Here is an 18321-nt window from a genome sequence, read left to right as displayed (position 1 = left end):
GGTTACTGAATGGGTATTCAGATACCCGGCTATTTGCAATGGGTGTCGTATCTGGCTGGATCAAAATGGCCGGAGGGCGACGAGACCGCCATGTTCCGGATCGCCGGATATTGGGAGACGGCCTCTGGGGATCTGTCTAATCTGATACCGGAACTTGAGCAGGTCCATTCCGGGGTCCTGCAGGTGCTCGTGGGCGATTCCGCACAAGCCTTCGACGAGCAGTTTCGCAAGCTGTTCAGCGGTGACGCCTCTGCGGACAAACTGGCCAAGGCGATGGACGCGCTAGGCGATGCCGCCAAGACCACCGGCCGAGATATCGAGCACACCAAGCTCATCATCATCACCACACTGGCGATCACGGCCGCCCAGATCCTGTACGCGCTGGCGATGGCCGTCTGGACAGCGGGGGCGTCCTTGGGGTGGGCGGCCCTGGCCGAGGCCGGTGCCATCGCCGCGATCCGTCAGATTGTGGCGCAGCTGATCGAAAACATTGCGGCGAGGGTCGCTGCTGCCGCCGCAGAGACCGCCGTCAAAGAGCTGCTCTGGACCGGATTCAAGGCGACTCTGCTGGGTCTGGGGCAAGGCCTGGGACAGGAGTTCGGGGTTCAGGCGTTCCAGATCAGCGAACACCACCGTGACGGGTTCGACGCCAAGCAGCTGGGTCAATCCGCCGCTGCCGGTGCGGCCGGCGGGGCGGGCGGGGCGCTGGCCGGTCACGGCCTCGGCAAAGTCCCCGGCTTGTCTGGCGGGAATTCCCCAATGAGTCATGTCCTTGGGGACGCCGCGACCGGGGCCGGCGGCGGCATAGCCGGCAATATCGCCGGCGGAGTGGCGTCGGTGCCGTTCGGCGGCAAACTCAGCGACGCTTTCTCAGCGCCCTCCCTGATCGGCGGGGCGGCCACCGGTGGCGCGCAGGGCGCCGTCGGGGGCATACGTTCCCCCGCGTCATCGGAAACCGGTGGGGCGCCGTCAACCCCGCATTCGACCACCGAAACTGGTGCAGGGCAATCACATAGCACCCCCGCGGCTGACACGCGTGCGGCCGGGCAACCAACTGCCCCCGCCGACGCTCCCGCTGCCGGTCAACAGCACGGTGGCAGCGATGTGTCGACGACCGGACACCGCGGCGGCTCCGAAGGCACCCAAGCGGGGGGCGGCCAGGGTGGGACCGGGCGCTCGGGTGAAGGCGGCGGCCCCCAAACACCTGCAGGCCAGCAGGGCTCCAGCACGACGTCGGGCGGCGGATCGTCGGGCCATAACGGATCCAGTGCGCTCAACGATGCCGGGGCCCAGTCCGGGGGTGGCCGCGCCGAAGCGCCCGTTACAACTCAGGGCGGTGGTGCCTCTTCGCACCAGACTGGTGCTCCGGACGCGGCCTCAACGGCTGCCTCGGCGCAGGGCACTGCCGGTGTGCCCGCGAACGCGGCGGCTCCGTCCTCGACGCCAGCAGCCCCATCATCCGGCGCTACCTCGAGCACCTCCGGTACTCCGGCTACCCCGGCCGCTCCATCGCACGGTCAGGCCGGATTGTCCGATTCGAGTTCCACGGCGCGCGCAGGTGCTGGCCCTGCCACGCCGTCCTCGCAGCCCGCTGGAACCCCAACCGCGCGCGTCGCCGATTCCGCGGTTGCCGGCGGAATCCGGGAGGGCGCGGAAGTTCGCGGCGCCCGGGTCACCGAATCGCCTGAAGCACCGGCCCGACCCCCGCAAGAACCCGAGCGTGCAACCCCGCGTGAACCTCAGCCGTCGACCCGGGAGACTCAAGCCCCACGCGAACAACAGTCGCCCGCGCGCGACGTCCAGCCCTCGCGGGAACAGCAGTCGCCGGCGCGCGATACGCCGCCACCACGGGAAACCCAGCCAACAACACGGGATGGTCAGCCGCCGGCACGGGAAAGCCAGGCGCCTGCACGCGAGGCACAACCGACCCCGAGGCAGCCGCATGAAAAATCGGCGGGATCAGAGGGACAGCCACGTCCCACCGAGTCGATCGACAATACGCAGGCCAGACGCGGGGACCAACCGCTAGAGCCACCATCTACGGACCACTCGGAGCGTCGAGCCGGGGAGACCGACGACTCGGGCACCGAACGCGGCGCGAAAGCGGGCTCCGATCAGCACGAGGGCGCCAGCGGCTCGACCGAATCTTCCTCGCCGAGGGATCCGGACGACCATGTGGCCGACGCCGAACACGAACCACCTGGCGGCGCAGATGACGGCGCCGACGCCGGGGCAACCTCTGACGACTTGCCCTCACCGCGGCCGTACGGGCCTGGGCGCATTTATGGTGCCGGAGAGCTGTGGCCGGAGAGGGATCCAGCTCATCAGCGGGCGGTCGAAGACGCGTTGCGAAATGAGGATGGTTTCCTGGTCGGTGCCGACCCGACCACGAACCCCTACGGCGAACTGATCAACGATGGCGGACCCTCAGTCGAGGGGCGGGCCAACAACTGTCTTGACTGCTCGCTGTCGGCGCTCGCATCGTTCGACGGACATCCAAACGTCTCGGCCCCCAGATTCCCCGATCAACTCCCGGACGGAACTATCGACCTGCGAAGCGGCGAGGCGAGCGGTCTGATGCGGGCCGAAGCATGGCTCGGTGACGGGCTATCCAGCTACCAGGGGCAGGGCCTCCCCGTCTCCGAACAGTTCGCCGCGCTGCACCAGTACATGGAGCACCTTGGCCCGGGCTCGAAGGCGCTGGTCGTCAACGAATGGCACGCGCTGGACCCCAGTACTGGCGATCTCCTCTATAACCCAGATGGGACACCAGTGGTACGCGGTTCGCATGCGACCGTCGTCGTCTACCCCCATGACGCCGCGGGGCCGGTGTGGTGGGATCCGCAACACGGCACCACCTCTGACCATCCACCGGCCTGGATGGTCGATAGATCAGCATCCCTGTATTGCACACCGGTAGCACCTGAGCAAGGAGTCCATAATGGTGGAACTGAACACTCGGGAACAAGCGCTGGCTTACCTGGCGCAGATGTCCCCGAGCAGCACCTTCGCGGTGTACCCCTTCGAGATGGGTTGGGTCTGTCAGACCATCCTGACGCAGGAGGAGAGGGCAGCCGGGAAGGGTCTCGGCCTGGCGAATCTAGTGATCGATTCGCAGACCGGGGTCGTGACGGTGCACTCGAGCCTGCCGACGGACATGGTCGCGACAATGTACACGGAAGCGAAGAAAGCCGGCCGACCGACGGGCAACCAGATCTATCCACACCAATGGAGGATCACGATCCAGCGGCTGCGGGAGGATCCCGAGATCATCGAGTACCAGATGACCGCGGTGTCGCTGAAGAACCCGCCCGAACCCACCCAAGAACATCCCCTGACCATCAACAAACAGACGTACCAGAGCGAACCGGCCGACCAACTGTCGACGCTGGGGATAACCCGCGCGGTAGCGCTGAGTCAGCAGAACCAGGGAGTGTGGCCCGAACACGCGACCCTGGAACGATAGACGAATCGGCAACTCAGCAGCCCCTGACCCGCGGCGGGTATCGCGCACCCGATGAGGCGGACTCCCCGCTGCGCCAACAACACTCGACCCGTCAGGACGAACACTTAACCGAGGCTCCGCACCCGTCTCAGGTCCAGGATCGGGCGACTGACCACGAGACTCCGGTCAAATCTGCCTCGGAGCCGGGCGAGCACTCGGCCGGAAAGGAATCCGGTGAGTACACCGCTGGCGATCACGACGGGGCAGGACGACCGCACGACGCGCCGATGCAGCCGATGGCTGCGGCGCCGGTGCTATCAGGTATTGAGCACCCGGCGACTGGCGGAACGCACACTCGCTCGAGCGCGTTGACACCGAAATCCAGGATCACAGAACCCGGGTCAGCAGCGCGGGATCAGGTTGCGGGCGAGCCAGTTTCGGATCGCGAACCCGCGGCGCGGCCGACCCGCGACGAACCATCTGGAGACGATAGTCCACCCCCCTCGGGGCCGGATGGTGGTGGCCCCGAGGGGCCGGGTGGTTTCGATAACCCTGCCGATCTGCGTCAGTACGGGCCCAACGAGCTCAAGCCGGTTGAGAATCCGGCCTACCAGTCGCTGCTTGAAAGCCAGCTTCGGCAGGCTGACGGCAGCTTTGCCGTCGGAGCAGACCCGCGCACCAATCACTACGGGAGGTTGATCAACGACGGCGGCGACCAGGTGCCCGGCCGAGCAAACAACTGCAACGACTGCGCATTGTCCGGATTAGCATCATTTCTTGGCGACCCCACTGTGTCCGCACCGCGATTTGAGGCCAACCGCGTCGGGGAGGCCGGCGGCCTGTCCCGAGTCGAGGCGTGGCTGGGTGACAGTCTCCACCGAGCGGATCCGAACCAGTCGGTCCCCGAGCAGTTCACCGCCCTGCATGAGCAGGTCGCGGAGTTGGGTCCGGGTTCGGCAGCGTATGTCGTCAACGAATGGCATGCCCGTGACCCGGAAACGGGTGCGTTGTTATACGACGCCGACGGGCAACCCGTGCTCGAGGGTTCGCACGCCGCCTGCATCGTTTATCCGCACGACGCCGAGGGGCCGGTGTGGTGGGATCCACAGAGCGGCACGATATCTGATCACCCGCCAGCCTGGATGACCGAAAACTCGGCGTCCCTGTGGTCCACACCCATCCCTCACGATCACTTCAGTACCTCAACACCGGAGCAAGGAGTCCACGATGGCGGAATTGGACACGCCGGAGAAAGCGCAGGCCTACCTGGCCCGGATCGACCCGGACCGGACCTTTCGCGTGGTCCCATTCGAGATGGGCTGGATCTGTACGCCGATCATGACCGAGGAGGAGAACGCGACGGGCATGGGTCTCGGGTCGACGAAACTAGTGATCAACTCCCGGACGGGGGTGGTGACGGAGTTTCCGAGCTGGCCGGTGCCGCGCGTGATGCAGACATACACGAAAGCGCAGAACACCGGGCGGCAGACAGGGCGTCAGATCTATCCCTACCGGTGGAGGATCACGATGCGGCGTCTACGGGAGGATCCGGAGACCATCGAGTATCAGATGACGGCGGTGTCCCTCACGAATCCACCGGAACCGACCGAGCAACACCCGCTGACCATCAAAAAGACGACGTTTCTTTACGAACCGACGGACACACTGTCGGGCATGGCGACGACCAAAGCGGCGTGGGACAGTCGGGAGAATCAGGGGGTCTGGCCCGAAGAAGCGACGACGGAGTTCTAACTGAGGACGCCGAACGTCCAGATATGCCCCGGGCAGCCTCAGAACTCGACCACGATGCGGGTGCTGAGCGACCAACCCGCGACGAGCCGTCCGACGACAACCCGCCCCCCTCGGGACCTGACGGCAGTGGACCGGGCGGGCCGGACGGGTTCGACAATCCTGCCGATCATCGTGTCTACGGGCCGAATGAACTTGCACCTGTTGAAAACCCGGCCTATCAGTCACTGGTTGAAAGCCAGCTCCGACAAGCTGACGGCAGCTTTGCCGCGGGCGTAGATCCTCGCACCAATCCTTATGGGCGGCTCATCAACGATGGTGGAACTGACGTTGCCGGCCGGGATATCAATTGCCTTGACTGCTCGCTGTCGGCGTTGGCGTCGTTCAGTGGGCACCCGACCGTTGCGGCCCCCCGGCACATGGACTTCCTACCCGACGGAAGCCTCGACTCCAGCGGGGAAAAGAGCGGGTTACCGCGTGCCGCACAATGGCTGGGCGACCAGCTGCATCTGGCGGATCCCACCGTGTCGATCCCGGATCAGTTCGCCGCGCTGCACGATCAGGTTGCGAAGATGGGCCCAGGCTCGTCGGCGCTGGTGGTCAACGAATGGCATGCACGAGACCCTGAAACCGGAGCGCTTCGCTTCAACGATGACGGAACGCCGGTCATCCAGGGCTCGCACGCAACGGCTGTTGTTTATCCGCATGATGCCGCGGGACCCGTGTGGTGGGATCCCCAGCAGGGCCTGACGTCTGATCACCCGCCAGCCTGGATGGTCAACGAGTCGGCGCGCCTGTGGTCCACCCCCATTGAAGCCGATCATTTCGGCGCGACCCAACCTCAGCAAGGAGCCCATCATGGCGGAGCTGGAGACCAGGGAACAAGCACTGGGCTACCTGGAGCAGATCTTCCCGAGTCGCACCTTCGAGGTGTACGCGATGGAGAAGGGGTGGGTCTGCACACCGATCCAGAGCCGGGAGGAAGTGGCGAGCAGCACAACGGTGGGGCCGAACAGCACATCGGTGGGGCTCGGGAAGGTGGTGATCGACTCGGCGACGGGAACCGTGACGGGGTATCCGAGCTGGTCGGTGCCGATGGTGGCGAACGCACACCTGGAAGCGAGACGCACCGGACGTCCGAAGGGCCGTCAGATTTACCCACGCCAGTGGAGGATCACGATGCACCGACTGCAGGAGGATCCCGAGACGATCACCTACCAATTGACGGTGTTGTCGCTGAAGAATCCGCCGGAACCCGCACAGGAACATCCGCTGACGATCAACAAACACACGCTGGTGAGGCAACCGACGGACACGCTGTCGAGCGTCGCGACGTCGTACGCGGAGTGGACCAGTCGGCAGAACCAGGGGATCTGGCCCGAAGAGGCGACGACGGAGTTCTAGCCGAGGATTCTTCGGCGACAACGCTTCCCGGCGAAGTGGATAGGGCTGCGCGGCTGCCGGGTCCTGATTCTGAAGGTCCGCTTGAGCGATCGGGGACCGAATCTGAACAGTCTCCGTTGGAACATGATGCAACAGAACCAGAGTCAGATTCGGCGCCGCCCCAAAATGACGAAGAACTCGCTATCACGTTCAACGAAGGCCAAACGGAAAACACCATTGGAAAGCGTGAGGAGTACGAAAGGCAGATAGATCGCCAGATCGATGGCCTAAATGAGATGACGGCCAACGACTGGATGCACAACATCGAGACGGTCCAACGAGACGGCACCGCGCAGGAAGCCGCACGTAAAGAGTTCAGCGACAAACTTTACGAAGACGAGCTCGATAGGGCGTATGAACTCGAAGAAACTCATCCCGAACAGCTCAATGGTTTAGCTCCCGAGGAGTATGCACGCCAGCGCGCCGACGAGCGAATGTCGGGATTGGCGGCGCTTCATGAACCAGACATTGTGGCGGGCGGCCAGGACCAGATCGGGGTTGGATCCGACGGCCTCCCCAGCTTGGGCGACCGTTACGTCAATTCCTCGATCGGCGCTCAGTGGCAACACCGCATAGAAGCGCTCCGCGGTTACGTCGAACACATGATTGCGACAGGTCGCGGCAACGAGCGACTGAATGTCACTTGGCGACTCAACGAATCGCCTATCTCCTCCGGCGATCCCCATCTCAGTAAGGACTCCCCAGCAGCGCCCGCGGGCAACGACCCAGGCCGGCCTGCTGGATCCGATGAGCTGTCAACTCGCGAACCGCCCGCCAGACAGGACGAAGGTGAGGGATCTGCTCAAAGGACCCCACACCCAGCCGACGAGCTGGGACAAGGCCGTGCGGAAGCGCCCGCCCAGGATGGCGGCCGTGATCCCGACGCGGCCGGCCGCCATGTTGCGCCGAATGTTGATCCCGATCATTCGCTAGCGGTCGCCAATGAGGCGTTGTGGAAACGGATTCCACCGGTTTCACCCGATGAGGTGCAGCATCATCTCGCTGACGCGATGTTTGGCGAACAACGCGCCAAGGACAACGCCGCGTGGTGGCATGAGCTCAGCGGTGAGGAACAACGTGCTCTGATTGAGTCGTATCCTCGCGAAATCGGCAACGCCGAGGGTATCCCGCCGTGGGCGCGCACCGAGGCCAACGAGCATCAGCTGAATCAGTTACACGATGATCTGCAGGCCCGTAAGGACGCCGGTGAGCACCTGAGCCGCAGCGAACGCAAGGAACTGCAGCGTTACGAAAAGCTGCAGACAGCACTCGAGGATGTCAGGGGTCGCGTCCAGCCTGGCGATGAGGTGCATATCCTGGCGTTCGACCCGCAGATCTTCGGTGGCGAGGGCCGGATGGTGGTTAGCGTCGGTCACGACCCGTACCGCGCGGATTCGGTGTCGTGGCATATCCCGGGCCTGACGACCACGATCGACAGCCTTGGCGGCAATCTGACCAACGCGCTGCACCATCTGGAGTCGGTCCGGATGGAGAACCCCGATCTGAAAGCGGCGTCGATCGCCTGGATCGGTTACGACGCCCCCAGCGGCACGGGATCCTGGCGGGTTGCGTTCCACGGGCTGGCTCGCGATGGCGGCAGTATCTTGCACGGCGACATCGCGGCGTTCAACGCTGCGCGTGACGTCATCGCCGGTGATGGCAGTCACTTCTCGAACAATCACCTATTTGGGCATTCCTACGGGTCGACCACAACCAGCTACGCTGGCCAGCACGGCCGGTTGGGTGATGAGGTGCGTACGGTCACGCTGCTGGGATCTCCGGGCGCGGGGCCCCAGCACCACGCCAGCGACTTCAATGTCGGTGACAATGTGTTTGTCGCCTCGTCCTCACGCGACCCGGTTACCGCCCTAGGCGGGCGCACACCGGGTTCGGCGTTCCGGCTGCGGCCGCTAGATTGGGCGTCGCGGGCCTTTGACGCCTACTCGAAGTATCAATTCGCTAATCTCGGCGGCAATCCGAACGGTCACTTCTTCGGGATCGGTCTGGGCGTCGATCCGGCAATGCACGGCTTCGAGGCTCGGCGCATCAGCGCCGAGTTCCCGAAGAGCATGGACCGTTTGGGCAGCGTCGGCACCCACACGTCGTACTACGACTACGTCAGCCCGGGGGTGCGCAGCGAATCGTTGGCCAACTTCGGCCGGATCGCCGCCGGGCACGGCGATCAGGTACACCCCGAACTGCAGCGCACCAATCAGCCGCTGTGGCACCCCGGTACCGCCGAACCTGCGCAGGGCCGTCCGCTTCGACTCGATGGTGATGGGGGGAGCGAACTTTCGGTCGCCAGACGCGTCTGGGATCCGCACTGGCAGCCCGGACACGATATATCGACCGCCCACGAAGGCGGCGACTTTAGTTCGGGGCACCACGATCTGAGCCGGACAGGCGACGACGCCGTGGGCCACGACGGATCGCCTCGTGACCAAGGCGGCCGGTGCGCACACGACGCCAACGACATCCTGACCACGCTGACCGGCAAGGAAGCCGGCTTGGCGACCGATCCTTCCCTCGCCGGTACCCCGGCCCGCGAGCTGTTCGAGGCGCGGCAGTCTGCGGCGCACTTCGCCAGTTACCAGCAGGTGCACCACGATTTGCTGCGTGGCGGGGACGGCACGACGGCGGTGCTGGTCTCGAAGTGGTCCGGCGACGGCGAGGTGGGCGGGCATGCGTATGTGGCGCGCAACGACAACGGCACCGTGCACTTGTACGAACGGGTCGGCGATCGGATTGTGCAGTCGGGATGGCCGCCGCACTGGGGCGAACACACCGTCGACAAGACCGCGGTGGGCTACTTCGACCGGCACGGCAACCCAACTGAGCCGCTGAATGGTCACCCCGAACAGTTGCGCGCCGCCGACGAGATTGGTGATGTCGCCGGTAGACGCCGACTCGACTCCGACGGGCCGGCGCACCCCGCGACGATCACCGACAAGGCAAACGGTCACTCGGTGACGGTGCCGCGCTCCGAGCAGGCGATCACGTATCCGCAAGGCAGCCATCCGGATTTCCCGGGTCACACCGTGACCGAGATCCACCGGACGGTTGGCAGCAGCGAGGCGACCTTCATCCAGACCGAAGGCAAGACAGCGCAAGTGAAAGCGGTCTTACGCGACGTCTACGAAAGCGTGGACCGGCCCTACACCGAGAACAAGCTGACACGCGCGCTGAGTCGCTTGGGCTTCGACGGTGGACACATTGTTGGTTTCCGGTTCCTGCTGGATCAGGGCGAAGTCAACCTGTTCCGGCAGTCCGAGCATTTCAACGACCCCGTCTACAAGAAGATGGAAAACGAGTGGGCGACCTGGATCAAAAAGGGCGCCCACGTCGAGGTCACGATCGATCTGGACTCGCCGGGAACCGATCCGCACAACGTCATCGTCAAATACGATGTTTTCGACAAGCATGGCGCCCAGATCTACTACGACCGGGTGAATTTCGAGAACAACGAGCACCAAAGCTTCCGGCGGCTGTCTACCCGTGAGATTGTGCATCGCCTCGATCTGGGGCAGCGGCTGCATGAGGGAACCCTTGTGCCGCTGACGGATCCGGTGCGTGCCGGTCATCCCCACGATGTGGGCGCGGATTGGTTCAGGGGCAAAGATCATCCCGAAGAGATCGATCCGCACTATGGGGAACCGCTAGCGAAGCATTGGAGCTACACCGACGACCCGACTGACTCCGCGCGAATGAACCCCGATGTTGCGGCGCTGATCGATGACCGTTCCGCTCCATACGGACGCGACGCCGACGGTAATGTCTACACGCAAGCCGAATACGAGGCGCGGTTCAATAGCGAAGGTCCCGGTGGCAGTCATTGGATGAACTTTCCCGGCAACGACGGTGCCGTGGTGGGATCCCGGATCCTCTACACCGATGCCCAAGCGTTCATCGAGAACTATGGGCCGTATCTGGATCGTATTGGAGAGGACACCGGGAAGTACCTTGGAGTGATGGTAGATGGACACCCCGCCAGCTGGGAACAGCGCGCGATGCACGTCGACTCACTGAACGAAAAGTACAGCGAGTTCACGTTGCAGAGCCTCCCCGCCGGGTGGAAGATTGAAATATCAGAAATCGCCCCAGGGTGTGGACAACCCGGCGGTGGCCTGCAGGTCAGGGTTATCAACCAAGAAGGTGTCGTAGTGCCGGTTAAGCAACTTGCCAGCAAGATGGGTCCCGGAGTGCTCAGCAGGGGAGGCACCAACTGATATGCCGATTCCTATCGAATTCTCCAACGAGTTGATAACTTGGGCCGAAGCTGCCGGGTTTAATTTCACGCAGGCGTCGGTGACTGAGGACGAGTGGAAATCATTCATCAAAGATCGCGCATTTTTTTCGAATCGCGGTGGGGAGCTCATCCATTTCATCGATAGCAGACAGGACGGGTGGCTGCTCGTCACGGACTCGGAGCGGATGGGCCGCGAGCAGTTCGAGTTCGCGGCGCGCTCGCTGGTGGTGTTAGAGCGGTACTTCTTGGGCTATTTCGGCGAAGCGATACGCAGTCGGCGTGGTCTGGCCGAACTGGACATCCCCGCCTTCGAAGACGAGTTGTCTCCTGGGTTCTGCATCCGCGTTTTGGACTTTGACGGCTCGAGCCGACGAGCGCTGGTCGACCCGTCGGGAGGGGTCGTGGCCATCAGTTGGAATGACGCAATGATTGGTACCGGAACGTTGGTACAGCTGTCGGCGTATCTGAACTCGTCAGTGTCTGATCTCCAAGCGTCGTTTCAAAGCCAGGATGGGCAGCCGTTGTTCGGGTTGTGGGAGCCTCCGGCCCAAAAACCAGGGCCAGCGGTCACGGAGCCACGTCCCGTGGCGGTGTCTGAGGCCGATGTGGCTGAGTTGGTGGGACTGATTGCCGCCGATGACTATGTCAACGGCATCAATGAGGATGTGATTGCGCATCGGCGGGCGGGGGCGCAGAAGCCGCCGATCCGTCGCGACGAGTCATGGGACGGGTATGTGTATTTCTTCTATGTCGGTGACGGTTTCACGAAAAGCTCCGGGTTCCGCTATGACGCTCGCCAGGCTGCACAGCCGTTTTCGGTCCCGTTCGGAGTGACAGAAGGAACTGAAAGACGGATCGAGGGGGTGCTGGCCCGTGTCCGCGACGCGGGGGATCTGCCGTTGGAACGTCGTTGGAATGCGGCGGCGGTCGTCTATGACCGTGGGTCTGGGCGTGGGGATGTGCGCTTCTTCTACGGCCGGGATGCCGAGAACTGGCAGATGAGCCCGGCCGACGCCGATCGGATCGCCGCTCAGGGATTGGCGTTGCTGCACCAGGTACAGGGTCGTTGAGTTATGGATGCGCGCGAGGCGATTGGTGCGGTGACTCAACACGTTCGCGCGGCCGGCCTGGACTATCCGACCGATGCTCTGGTGGCGGATCGGTTCGAGGCGGGCTGGTCGGTGTATGCGCCGGTCGAGGTGGATACCAGTGATCCGATGGCCTTTTTGGACATGCCGGTGGGTCGGGCGGTGTTTTTGATCGGCGATTCCGGGCGCATTGACCAAGTGTCCTCGTCCACCCCTCCTCAGATCGCGCGTCAGCGCTTCGCGGAGGATGAGCGGGTACTGGCCCAGCAAGCCGCGACCACGGGTGCCGGCGGCTTCATGGGGCAGTTCGCGGATGCGTTCGGTGCCGCCTCGGCAGGGCGGGCGCCCGCAGCCGCCGGATTCACCATCGTGAACGACGCCGCACCGGTTGATCCAGGCGTGGCGGCGCGTGATGAGCAGGTCGGTGCGCAGGCCTCGACGCTGCTGGATCCGGTCGCCCGGGAGTTGGCTGCGCTCGGCCCACCCGGTTGGCAGGAGTTCAACGCAGTGTTCGCGCTGACGGTGCGCGCCGGCTCCGCGACGTGCTGGTTCACAACCACCGACGGACTCCAGCCGATGGCGGTGCCCGACACGGTGCTGGCCCGGGTAGGCGAACAACGCCGCGTCAGCGCGCAAATGTCGGCGGGCCCGTGGTGGCGACTGATCATGACCGTCACGCACCAGGGTGAGCTGCGCGCCAACTACGACTATGGTGATCAGCCCTTCCCCGACAACGAATTACAGCCCGCCGACAACTACCGGGCCGATATCGCTGCGTACCCGCGTCCGGGGCTGCCGGTGTGGCTCGCCGGTTACCTGGCCGGCCCTACCGCCCAGGGCCGCACCTCGGCGCAGGCCGCGGCCGCCATGCCCGCCGACCGCGCCGCCGGAGTCCACCCGACCAGCACCGACGACATCGAACCCCTCCCCGACACCTGGACCCGCTGGGCGGTACTGGCTGCTGTGTATGCCGGGGCACGGTCGCAGTGGGGACCACGTATCACCACCGGAATGGCCTGGTACGAATCCGATGCCCGCTCCGGCTCCACCCTGTACGTATTGCCCGGCAACCGCGCCGTGCTCTCGGGTGGGCGCTGGAACTCCCCGCTGCTGGCCGCGGCCTACCAACGGCAGCAGCCCCTACCGGGCCTGTATGCCGGTGCCCCGGACTGGGTCAGCGACAGCGTACTCAACTCCCGTAACCAGAACGGGCTTCTGAGCTTCTGCTACTGGTGGACCGAAGGGCGCTGGTGGCGTGGTAGCACCGATACTTTCGACGAACTCGACGAACCGCTGCCGGTGATCTGGACCCCGCAAGAAACCGTGGCCGCCATGGGCGCCGTCGTCGGCCCCGGCATCGAGGATGCATGCACGCGGTTGCTGTCGGCTGCCGGCGAGCGAGCGGCCACCCGCGACCTGTTGGCCGCCATCTTCACCCAGTATCGCTACGCCGACCTCGACACCGCCTACAACCAACTCAACCTGGCCGGCCTGACTAGATGAATACTGGGGACACCGTCTGGACGATTGCCGGATTCGTCCTGGTCGGCCTCGGCGTCCTGGCCGTCGTCGGGATCGCACCGTTCTTGTTGATGATGGGCGATTCGTCACAAGGCAAGCAGTATGCAAAGTTGGAGGGTTTTCTCGTAGCTGCCGCGGTCGTCGGTCCGCCACTGGTGATCGTCGGGATCTACGTGGCGGCGATCGTGCTGGCGTGGCGGGCATCCGGGCCGACCGCGCATTACCCATGGATCGTGTTGGTGGTCGCGGTGCCGTTGTGGTTCGCCATGGTCGGCGGTATCGAATACGCCAAAGGCAATCTGATGCATTGGCTCCCACGCTCCAAAGGGGACACCGCCGACGGCCCCACGTGGGTAGGCGCACCGCAGACGTCAAGGGATGCGCTTGACGCGCTGGGGCAGTGGGCGGCCGAGCATGGCGATGACGTGGTGCTCAGCCGTGTGCACACGGACCGATTCCCGTACGGTTGGACGATTTACACCCCGTCGCCCAACGGTCCCGATAACCCGCAGGCCGTCCTGGATACCGGCGCCGGACCGGTATATCTGGTCGGTGACTCCGGAGCCATTACCACGGTCACATCCGGAGACCTCCAACGCGTCCATGCTCAATTTTGCCGAGAGGAAATCCGACGCCGGGCTCGCGGGTAAACATAGGCGGCCGAAAATCGAAAGATTGAATGCGCGTTCAAAACCTTCCCTCATTGTGGCTACTTTCGTGGAAATTACTCAACCAATGTGAAAGCGCGCGTCTCTGGTAGAATTTTGACGAAACAGCGAGAAGGGGACTGCGGGAGAGCATGACCGACCGAATACTCACTCTGCGGCAGAACTGGGGCGACCCTACGTTTCACGTAAGCGTTCCGCCGGAACGTTTTGAACAGTACCAGGATCGGGTCCCCGATGCCCTCCTTGCGTATTGGCGCGAGTATGGATTTAGTGGATTCAACAATGGCATGTGGTGGATATGTGACCCGGCCGTATGGCAGCCTGTGGTCGATATCTGGACACGCGACTTGAACTTGTCGATGGGAACCGATTCGTGGTTGGCTGTCACGCGCACCGCATTCGGCGAGATGGGATTGTGGGGGCAGCGAACCGGGATGAGCTTATCCATCATTCCATATCGCGGCTGGGTATTTCCGACCGATAAATCGTCGCGTATGGCTTCCAGTCAAAGTAGGGATCGCCAAGTCTACGCTAAATTCAATGCCTCATCGAAAGACAGCGCCGACGTGCTCGGAGACGACAAAAAGGGTCTCTTTGACAGGGTCTTGGCAGCATGCGGCCCAACCAGTAGCGACACCATGTATGGGTTTGTTCCCGCGCCCGCACTCGGTGGTTCACTGCTGCCGGGAAATGTCGAGGTTTTCGATGCCTTGGTTCACATGCAATTGCTGAGTGAGCTCACTCCCCGCCGTATCATGGGGGATGTCACTGGACTACCGCGGCAGTAGCACCGTTTGGCCAAACCCCTGGGGTGTTACACGGCAGCGATCAACGCACATCGGGAGGTGTCAGCCCTGCTCGCGCGGAGCCCGTAGCCGCCCGAAGTTCTCCGATACCGCCCCGGCGAGGTCCAGGTAGGCGTCCATGGTGGCCGGCTTGAGCAACCCGAAGTCGACGTCGGCGCCTTCACCCAGATGCGGATCGAACGGAATCAAATGCACCGAGCGGCAGCGGGTTTCGAAGTGTTCGTAGAGTTTGTCCAGCTTCAACGCCGCCGACCCCGGCCGCGAGGCGGACAGCACCACGTGGGCTTCGCGTACCAGGCCGGAATGCCCGTGCTGCATCAGCCAATCCAGGGTGGCCGACGCGCTGCGGGCGGCATCCATGGCCGGTGAACTCACCAGCACGATGGTGTGCGCCATGTCCAGGATCGCCGACATGGCCGAGTGCATGATGCCGGTACCGCAGTCGGTGAGGATGATGTTGTAGAAGTGCCGCAGGATGTCGACCGTGCGCCGATAGTCGGCCTCGCCGAACACCTCGGACACCGCGGGGTCCTGTTCGCTGGCCAGCACCTCGAGTCGGCTGGTCGCCATCAGCGTGTGATTACGGACATCGGCGTAGCGGTGAATGTTGGGGTCGGCGAGCAGGTCCCGCACCGTCGAGCGGGTGGAGACGTCGCGCACCCGCTCGGCCAGCGTGCCGCGATCGGGGTTGGCATCCACCGCAATCACCCGATCCTGGCGGACCATCGCCAGCGCCGAACCCAAACCCAATGTGGTGGTGGTCTTTCCGACCCCACCCTTGATCGAGAGCACGGCGATGCGGAAGTCGCCCGCGATGGGCTGCTGGATTTGGGCAATCAGATCCTCGCGGCGACGCTCCTTGCGGGACTTGCCCGGGTTGACGTGTCCGGAGGTCGCCTTGTGCACGGCGCGGCGCCAGCCGGTCTGCGGTGCGAGGCGGCTGCGGTCGGTCAGTTCGGCTTCGTCCAGCGGCGGTGGCACCCGGAACGCCTGCGGCGGGCGGTAATTCGGCGGCGGCGCCACCGCATTCGGCGGCGGCACCCAGCCCGGCGGCAGTGGAGCCTCGGGGGCGCGGCGGGTTTGCTCGCCGGCATTCGCCGGCGGCGGCTGAGGCGGCGGCACCCAGTCCGGAGGTGGAAGCGGTGGTGCACCCGGCGGGACCGGCGCACCGGGCGGCAGCGGGGGCCACCAGGGTGGCGGTGGAAATGGCCCGGGCGGTGGTCCATGCTGCGCAGCCGGATCCTGGGGCAACGGCGGGTAGCCGGGTGGTGGCCCCTGCGGGAACGGCGGTGGTGGCGGCGGCCCCGGTGGGGGTGCCGGCGGCTCGGGTGCCCGACGGTGCTTGCGCGGCGGTTCAGGTTCCTCGGGCGGGGCGGTGAAATGGTCTGGCGCCGATACCGGGCCGTCGGCGCCGAATCGTTCGAACTCGATAGGCACTGCGGCGGTGGGCATCTGCCACGGCGGCAGCGCGAACTTGCGTGCCGCGGTTCGTTTCGACGCACGCTCGGCGGCCGGCGCATCCTCGGCAGATTCCAGCGGCGATGCCGGTTCTGGATCGTTGGCAGCGGGTGTCGGATCGTCGACGACGGGTACGTCGGTCTCGCTCACCGGTGCGGGCGCGGGGGTGTCACGCGAGGGCTGATCCTCGGCAGCGTCGGCCGGGACCCAGGTATTGAGCTCTGGCTGAACAGGTTCGGGTTCCTCGATGGCAGCTTCGGCAGGTTCGGCGTCGAATTCGATGCCCTCCGACGCGGGCGGGGCCTCAACGACCTCAACGACCTCAACGACCGTCTCGTCTTCGGGTGCGGCCTCTTCCATATAGTCGTCACCCGGCTCAGCGGAGGCCTGCTGCGACCGCCGGGCTTCCATGGCCTCCAACAGGGCCGCCGCCCGCATCTCGATCTCGTCGAGTTCCCGGGGCTCCTGCGGCGCCGGCTCTTGCGGCTCGGCATCCGAAGCGTCGAACGACTCGGGCTCGGGTTCGGGTACCGCCTCGACGAGGCGCGCTTCTGGTTCCGCGAACGGGTCGGGAGGTGTCGCGTCGTCGAACGCCTCCGACACCACGCGCTCTGGCTCCGGTTCGGCCGGCGCGGACCACTCCGGTTCGGCGAAGTCGTCCGATGCGGGCACCTCGAAGGCCGCGATCTCGGGTTCGGCGGGGCTGTCGGGGACCTCGGGTTCGGCGGGCGCTACCGCTTCGGAAGGCAACGGGGTGGATGCCTCGAGAATCTCGGACGGCGCTGATTCAGCCGGCGGCCAGGACCAAGCCGGCTCGGATTCGGCCGCGTCGAAGGCGGGCGCCTCGGGCTCGGGCGACGTCTCGGAGTGCTCCCCGCTCGCGGGTGCGGCATCCTCGAACGACTCCGCTGTGGGGGCAGCCACCTCGGGCTCCTGCTCGGGTTCATCGGGCGACGCCTCGAAGCTCGGCAGGTCCGCATCCGCCATGCCGTCCAGCGCATCGGTCGCGGGGGGCGCGACCGGCTCCGCGGCGGGCGCGCTGAACTCATCGAGCGCCTGGGGCGACGATGGTTCAGCCTGCAGCCACGACCAGGATTCCGGCTCGGTGGTCACCTCAGGGGAGGCAGCCACGTCGTCCGGCGCTGCCTCGACGGAAACGTCGGCTGACGCGTCCGCGCTCGGTGAGCCGAGCTCGGGCCAGGGCTCGATGTTCCACGGTGCGGGGTCGGAATCCTGGGGTTCCTCCTCCGACGCAACTTCTGCGGCGGGTTCTTGCACCGGCGGCTCGGGCGTGTCGGGCTCCAGCCAGGCGGCGAGCTCCGCCGGCGGGGTGGGCTCCCATGGCGGCGGCTCGGCCGACGGCTCGGCCTCGACCTGCTCCTCTAACACCGGTGCCTCGTCGGGTTCGGGATCGACATCGGCCGCGGCGACGACCGGCTCCTCAACCTCGGGGCTGGGTGGCGCCTCGTCGACGTCGTCCCAACCGACGGCATCGGCGGGGTGGTCGGGCTCAAGGACGGGCTCGACCTGGTCTAACTCCGCGGGTGGACGCGGGAGGCGGACTCCGCGGTCAAAGGCCACCCGGACCCGTTTGGGTTCGGGGTCGACGCTGTCGGTAGCGGGCGCAGGCTGCGGCACATTGCCGGCGGCATCCGACGAGCGTTCCTTGCGGCGTTTGCTGGCCGACTCCCCGTTGGGCGCCTGCGCCGAATTATTATCGGCCTCGACCTGGTCTTTGTGCCGGCTGCGGCCCAACCGAACCCGGCGGCGCTGCTTTTCTTCGGGCAGCCAGGGCGGACGCGCCAGCGAACCACGCTCATCCCCAGCAGGCTTTTGCTCCGGCAACGTCCCCCCTTTCGTTAGGTGAGGCCTCTTATCCCTCGTCAATGTTACGTAT

The 18321-nt window shown here is 65.0% G+C and carries 9 protein-coding genes and 3 pseudogenes; 11 read left to right on the top strand and 1 reads right to left on the bottom strand.

The window, feature by feature from the left end; genetic code table 11:
- Nucleotides 1–9: 9 nt before the first annotated feature.
- From AC5Y36_RS06105 to AC5Y36_RS06055, 11 genes and pseudogenes are all read left to right on the top strand, one after another.
- Nucleotides 10–2844 (top strand): annotated as a pseudogene (locus tag AC5Y36_RS06105) (toxin glutamine deamidase domain-containing protein); the annotation flags it as partial.
- 97 nt (nt 2845–2941) lie between these two features.
- Nucleotides 2942–3466, top strand: coding sequence for an SUKH-4 family immunity protein (locus tag AC5Y36_RS06100; RefSeq protein WP_500039973.1), 525 nt, complete (start codon nt 2942–2944; stop codon nt 3464–3466).
- A 266-nt stretch (nt 3467–3732) separates the two neighbouring features.
- Nucleotides 3733–4551, top strand: a pseudogene (locus AC5Y36_RS06095) (toxin glutamine deamidase domain-containing protein); the annotation flags it as partial.
- A gap of 121 nt (nt 4552–4672) precedes the next feature.
- Nucleotides 4673–5197: an SUKH-4 family immunity protein gene (locus AC5Y36_RS06090; protein WP_500039972.1), complete on the top strand. Its 525-nt coding sequence runs from the start codon at nt 4673–4675 to the stop codon at nt 5195–5197.
- Between the two features lie 23 nt (nt 5198–5220).
- Nucleotides 5221–5928, top strand: a pseudogene (locus AC5Y36_RS06085) (toxin glutamine deamidase domain-containing protein); the annotation flags it as partial.
- 124 nt (nt 5929–6052) lie between these two features.
- Complete coding sequence (locus AC5Y36_RS06080; RefSeq protein ID WP_500039971.1) at nt 6053–6598, top strand: SUKH-4 family immunity protein; 546 nt, start codon at nt 6053–6055, stop codon at nt 6596–6598.
- Nucleotides 6599–6714: 116 nt separating this feature from the next.
- Nucleotides 6715–10863 carry a polymorphic toxin type 15 domain-containing protein gene (locus tag AC5Y36_RS06075; RefSeq protein WP_500040081.1) on the top strand — a complete coding sequence of 1383 codons (4149 nt, stop codon included), beginning with the start codon at nt 6715–6717 and terminating at the stop codon, nt 10861–10863.
- A gap of 1 nt (nt 10864) precedes the next feature.
- A complete protein-coding gene (locus tag AC5Y36_RS06070; protein WP_500039970.1) occupies nt 10865–11953 on the top strand; it encodes an Imm61 family immunity protein in 1089 nt (362 codons plus the stop codon).
- 30 nt (nt 11954–11983) lie between these two features.
- Nucleotides 11984–13474 (top strand): hypothetical protein, encoded by a 1491-nt coding sequence (locus AC5Y36_RS06065; RefSeq protein ID WP_500039969.1) that lies wholly within the window; start codon nt 11984–11986, stop codon nt 13472–13474.
- Nucleotides 13471–14142, top strand: coding sequence for a hypothetical protein (locus tag AC5Y36_RS06060; protein ID WP_500039968.1), 672 nt, complete (start codon nt 13471–13473; stop codon nt 14140–14142). The genes AC5Y36_RS06065 and AC5Y36_RS06060 overlap by 4 nt, the downstream gene beginning before the upstream one ends.
- 149 nt (nt 14143–14291) lie before the next feature.
- Nucleotides 14292–14948, top strand: coding sequence for a GAD-like domain-containing protein (locus tag AC5Y36_RS06055; RefSeq protein ID WP_500039967.1), 657 nt, complete (start codon nt 14292–14294; stop codon nt 14946–14948).
- Between the two features lie 60 nt (nt 14949–15008).
- Here the strand turns inward: AC5Y36_RS06055 and AC5Y36_RS06050 are convergent, their stop codons facing one another.
- Entirely contained in the window at nt 15009–18269 is a 3261-nt protein-coding gene (locus tag AC5Y36_RS06050) for a MinD/ParA family ATP-binding protein (RefSeq protein WP_500039966.1), read from the bottom strand.
- Between the last annotated feature and the right edge of the window lie 52 nt (nt 18270–18321).

This window comes from Mycobacterium sp. NGS50 (assembly GCF_059812545.1).
Note: the sequence above shows the minus strand (reverse complement) of the source record. Positions and strands in the feature narration are given on the sequence as shown.

Coding starts and splice junctions, on each gene's coding strand:
- AC5Y36_RS06100 (WP_500039973.1), top strand. CDS start 2,942: ATGGTGGAACTGAACACTCGGGAACAAGCGCTGGCTTACCTGGCGCAG.
- AC5Y36_RS06090 (WP_500039972.1), top strand. CDS start 4,673: ATGGCGGAATTGGACACGCCGGAGAAAGCGCAGGCCTACCTGGCCCGG.
- AC5Y36_RS06080 (WP_500039971.1), top strand. CDS start 6,053: ATGGCGGAGCTGGAGACCAGGGAACAAGCACTGGGCTACCTGGAGCAG.
- AC5Y36_RS06070 (WP_500039970.1), top strand. CDS start 10,865: ATGCCGATTCCTATCGAATTCTCCAACGAGTTGATAACTTGGGCCGAA.
- AC5Y36_RS06060 (WP_500039968.1), top strand. CDS start 13,471: ATGAATACTGGGGACACCGTCTGGACGATTGCCGGATTCGTCCTGGTC.
- AC5Y36_RS06055 (WP_500039967.1), top strand. CDS start 14,292: ATGACCGACCGAATACTCACTCTGCGGCAGAACTGGGGCGACCCTACG.